Here is a 2,303-nt window from a genome sequence, read left to right as displayed (position 1 = left end):
GGCTTGCGTCAGGTCGCCGTGGCGATCAACAAGCTCGACCTCGTGGGGTTCCGCCGTGAGAGGTTCCGGGAGGTTGAAGGGGAGATTCGCCGCTTCCTCGGATCGGTGGGAATCGTGCCCTCCTTTGTCATTCCCATATCGGCGAAGGAGGGAGACAACATCGCGAATGCTTCCGGAAAGACAGGCTGGTACCGGGGGCCGACGCTCCTTGCCGCCCTCGACTCCTTTGCGCCGGCCAGGGAAATCTCGGGACTTCCGCTCCGCTTCCCCGTCCAGGACGTCTACGTCTGGGACAGGAAGCGGATCTACGCGGGGCGGATCGAATCAGGCACGGTGCGGGCGGGAGAACCGGTCGTCTTCTCCCCTTCGGGGAAAACCAGCCGCATCCGGACGGTCGAAAAATGGGAGCGGCCGGACCTGCCGGAGGCGTCGGCGGGCGAATGCGTCGGACTGACGCTCGACGATGAACTGTTCGTTGAACGGGGCGAGGTCATGGGGACCGCCGGAAACGCGGCCGGAAGCGCCCTGGAAATTTCGGCAAGCCTCTTCTGGCTCGGCAACGAGCCGCTTCGCCTTAACGGCCGGTATATGCTGAAGCTTGCGACGTCCGAAACGGAGGTTACGCTTTCCGCGATCACCGAGCGGCTCAACTCCTCCACCCTGGAGATCATCGAGCGGCACGCGGACCGGGTCGAGAATCTTGAAGTCGCCAACGTTACCTTCTCGCTGCCGCGGCCGATCGCCGCGGACGCCTTCGAGGAGAACCCGCGCATGGGCCGGTTCGTCGTTTCGGTCGAGGGATTCGTGGCCGGGGGCGGCATCATACGCGAGGTCCGGACGGGAACCGCCGGAGCGCAGGGAAGGGTGGTCAGGCTCGATGCCTGCCTCATGACCGAGCCCGACGGCAACTTCATCGACCTGTCCCAGGAGGCGGGGCCGGTCGAATTCGAGGTGTCACCCGGCCTCGTAGACCGCATGGGACAGGGGGAAAAGGTCGCCATCCGGCTCCGGACGGCAGACCAGCTCGAAAAACTCGCCCGGCTGGCTTTCGGGCACGACCTGGCGTTCGAGTTCCGCCGGGATTCCGGCGGAGCCCAGGCCACACTGTATCGTTTCCTTCCGGTCCGGCCGTTCGTACAGGATGAGACGGGGCCTGTCATCTGAAGCCGGAATTCGGCAGCCAAATCCCGGAATTTTACAAGTTTCAGTGCGACGGTTAGGTATGCCGTGTTCCTGCAGTGATCTCTCCGCAGATAAAATGGAGACATGGACGCGCTGGTCAAGGGGATAACGAGGGGCGAGCCGCTGCTCGTCGTGGGCCTTGTGGACACCGCGGCTGTGGAAAGGGCCAAGTCCGTGCACGATACCTTTCCGACCGCTTCCGCCGCCCTCGGCAGATTGATGAGCGGGGCGCTGCTTTTGTCCTCTTTCCTGAAAGACGGCCAGAAGGTGATCCTTCAGGCTTCCGGAGACGGCCCTCTGCACGGGATCGTCGCCGAGGCAGACTCGGCGGGCAGCGTCAGGGGATACGTCAAGAAGCCCCATGTCCACCTGGGTCTGAAAGATGGGAAGCTCGACGTCGGCAGAGGCGTAGGCAAGGGGTACCTGAACGTCATCAAGGACCTCGGGCTGCGCGAATATTACCGCGGCACCGTTCCCCTTCGGACGGGAGAGATCGCCACGGACCTCGCATATTACCTGAACGCGTCCGAGCAGCTTCCCGCCGCGGTGTCCCTCGGCGTGTATGTGGACGTCGACAATTCCGTGAAGGCTTCGGGAGGATTCCTTGTCCATCCGCTGCCCGGTGCGGACGAAGGCGCGATCGCGCGTCTCGAAGGACGTCTCGGGAAAATCCGGCCGGTGAGCGCCATGATTCTCGAAGGCATGGGACCGCGCGAAATAATGGAAGAGGCGGCAGGTCTGCCGGTCGACGTTCTCGAAGACAAGGAAGTCCGGTTCCGCTGCCCGTGCACGAAAGACCGTGTGCTGGACGCAATCGCCGCGCTCGGTAAATCCGAAATCGACGAACTGATCGGAAAAGGAGAGGCCGCGAAGGTCGAGTGCCGTTTCTGCCGGACGGAGTATACGGTATCCGTGAAGGAACTTTCATCGCTTTTGACTGACCTGGGCTAACCTCCTTCTTTCCCCCTTACGACGGGGATCTCGATCCTGAATTCCCCTCCGCCCCCCTCGCGCCTCCCGACGGTGAGATTCCCCCCGTGTTCCGCAATGGCGTTACGGCAGAAAGCCAGGCCGAGGCCGTAACCCTTTTTCCACTGCGTCTGCAACGGCTCGAAAATCTT

The 2,303-nt window shown here is 62.9% G+C and carries 3 protein-coding genes; 2 read left to right on the top strand and 1 reads right to left on the bottom strand.

Annotated features, from left to right (window positions below; genetic code table 11):
* Nucleotides 1-1,164: elongation factor Tu (locus HY896_06255; GenBank protein ID MBI5575951.1), on the top strand; the 1,164-nt coding region annotated here is incomplete at its 5' end.
* 102 nt (nt 1,165-1,266) lie between these two features.
* On the top strand, nt 1,267-2,133 hold the full coding sequence (gene hslO, locus HY896_06250; GenBank protein MBI5575950.1) for an Hsp33 family molecular chaperone HslO: 867 nt from the start codon (nt 1,267-1,269) through the stop codon (nt 2,131-2,133).
* Here hslO and HY896_06245 read toward each other — a convergent pair.
* Nucleotides 2,130-2,303 (bottom strand): HAMP domain-containing histidine kinase (locus tag HY896_06245; GenBank protein ID MBI5575949.1); only part of this gene is annotated, 174 nt, incomplete at its 5' end. The two genes, hslO and HY896_06245, sit on opposite strands and share 4 nt — an antisense overlap.

The sequence above is a fragment of the Deltaproteobacteria bacterium genome (assembly GCA_016218975.1).
Lineage (GTDB): Bacteria > Desulfobacterota > Deferrimicrobia > Deferrimicrobiales > Deferrimicrobiaceae > JAENIX01.
Note: the sequence above shows the minus strand (reverse complement) of the source record. Positions and strands in the feature narration are given on the sequence as shown.